1 protein-coding gene is annotated in these 2,572 nt (G+C 50.7%); it reads right to left on the bottom strand.

The annotated features are described in order from the left end of the window. Positions 1-128: 128 nt before the first annotated feature. Entirely contained in the window at positions 129-2,402 is a 2,274-nt protein-coding gene (locus tag QVP67_RS14745) for an ABC transporter permease (RefSeq protein ID WP_022164316.1), read from the bottom strand. Positions 2,403-2,572: the final 170 nt, after the last annotated feature.

The following is a 2,572-nucleotide window of genomic DNA, read 5'->3' as shown; positions in this document are numbered from 1 at the left end:
AGGGAGAGGGGAGGCTGGGTTGTGGCTTTCATTTTAGGTTGTTGTTATCTGTTCTTAATGGTCCATTTACAATTTGTATTCATTTCTTCCTCCCCTTTCTTTGGGAGAAGGGCCGGAGGTAAGTTTCCCTACTCCCTCTTCACCACCTCCGCCGGATTAATCTTCATTATCTGGTAAATCTTCATTCCCAGGGTAACGGTTATCAGACCACCTACCAAAACAAACATCAGTAGCGGCCATTCCCAACGATAGAGGCAATCCAAGGTATAACGGTCCAGCACCGTTTTCATGAAGAGGAAAAGCAGGGAATAGACCAACAGGAAGGTGAAGGCAAACAGCAGGATATACACCTTGCCGAACATCCAGGCTATGTTTCCCGGAGTGGCGCCGTTGATCTTGCGGATGGCTACTTCCTTCAGGCGGGCAACGGTATCCATCGAAATGGCTGAGAAAATGCTGAGCACCACCAGCAGCAGGCTGACAACCGCCAATACCGACATGGTCACGCGCATAGTCTTGATGATATTCAAACCTTCATCGGACTCGCTTAACGCCATCAGATCAATAGGCAGAGTAGACGGTACAAATTCTCGACACAGGTCTTCCAGCCGCTTTAAGAAGGCAGTCAGGTCGGTCGTTGTGATTACCTTTATATAATAGAGCTGTGCATCGGTACTGGGCATAAAAACAGAACCCATGTATTCCGGATGTTCTACCTCGTTAAACAATGCCTTGTAAACGCCTGCTATCCGATAATCCTTGTTATCCAGACGAACCGTTCCCGTATTACCGTCGGCATCCAGCAGCCGTTTGAAGGCTTCGCTTACATAAACCTCGCCTGAAGCATCATCGGGGATTACCTTCCCCTGCATCGGTATATGGAAGAAATGGAAGTAACGGGGACTGCCACTGGACATGACGATACGGGCCATGCTCTTATCCTTGCGTTCGTATTCGGTATAAACATGGAAGTTGATCGGGTTAGAAATACAATAACTGATGATATCTTCCACTTCGGGCATCTTGCGTACCTCCGACAGAATAGGCTGTATGTTATTCTCTAAATATTGAGTCTTTAGGGGAAGCACCACAATTCGTTCCTGCTCCCCGTCGGGCAAGGGATTGTACATCTTGTCGAACAGTAATTCGTTCGATGCGAGCCAGGTCAGCACGACACCACCTGCAAAGAACATGGAGATAACCAGTTGCAGACCAATCATCGTATTGCGGAACGTGTGTTTCTTTCGGCTCTGTTGGAGGAAGGCATACAGGGAGACCTGGCGTAGTTTGCGCAGCGGGAAGCTGACAATGAGCAGACAAGCCGCAACGACAACCAGATAGACCTTCAGTTGGGTCAGATATACGTCCTGCAAACGAATATCAGGAATTTCATCCATGGGTAGCAGGCTGTATGCCAAGCCAAATGTCCATTCTGTCAACAGGAACGAAAGAAGCAGGGCAACCGTCATCATCAGAAACACCTCCGAGGCAAGCAGGCCATAAAGGCCTTTGGTATCGGAACCAAGGCACTTACGCAAGGCCAGTTCATGCTGGCGGTTATAGAACATCTGTATGGTGAACTTCAGGAAGTTGATGAGGCCCGACAGTAGGACCAGGGAAACGACCAGCAAAAACAGCAACTTGGCCAGCAGGGTCTGCCTGTGCTGACTGCTCTCCAGTTCGGCATGCAACTTCACAGGATTACCTTCCCGGTCAGGCCAGGCTATCTTGTCCAACAGGGAGTGGAAGCCGTTCAGATCCATCTTCTCGGGCAGGTAGCAACTGGCATACAGGATGTGGTTGTCCGACGGTTCCATAACCGGAAAATAACAATCGGGAACCACGTTCGGGTCGCTGCCCATAGCTATGCCCACTACCTTGTACAGCTGTCCCGACTGCTCGTTAGCTATGCGTAAGGTCATTCCTACCGGGTTGTCCTCGCCGAAGGCCTTGCGGGCAAAGGCTTCGGTCAGCACGACATCCGCAGGCCCCAGTTCCTCCACCGGGCCAGTAACCGAAATGCCGTTATAGGCGAAATAACCAGCATCGGCATTGCGATAGCGGACCAGAAAGGGAAACTCCTGACCTTTCTCGTCGAAAAACGTCACTTCCTGCGTATGTAGTCCTTTGGTATAGGCCGCCACGTCTTCCACGCCGGCATGACGGAGTTCTTCCTCCATACGGGCGATTTCGTTGGAAGACAGGGCTCCGTTATTTGCCAGCGAAAGGTTCAGCCGGCGGTCATAATGCGGACGGTAGTCGGTGGGAGCTACCGTCTCCACAAACAGGTAGGTATAACTGAAGCATACGATGCCGACAGCCAGGCAGAGCGCCGAAATCAGGCTCTGCATCTTGTACTTCATCAGGCTGCGGGCAGCCACTTTCAGATAGTGTAGTATCATGGGCATTTCAGGCCTCACCCCCAGCTCCTCTCCCAAGGAGAGGGGAGGTGGGGTTACGGCTTTCTATTTATAGTTTTTATTATCTATTCAATTATTCTTATCCATTTATTTCCTACGACATCGAATCATCCATCCCCTACCTCCCCTCTCCTTGGGAGAGGGGCCGGAGG

The organism is Bacteroides sp. CAG:633 (assembly GCF_000435115.1).
Taxonomy (GTDB): Bacteria; Bacteroidota; Bacteroidia; order Bacteroidales; family Bacteroidaceae; genus Bacteroides; species Bacteroides ndongoniae.
This window is presented reverse-complemented; position numbering and strand designations above follow the sequence as displayed.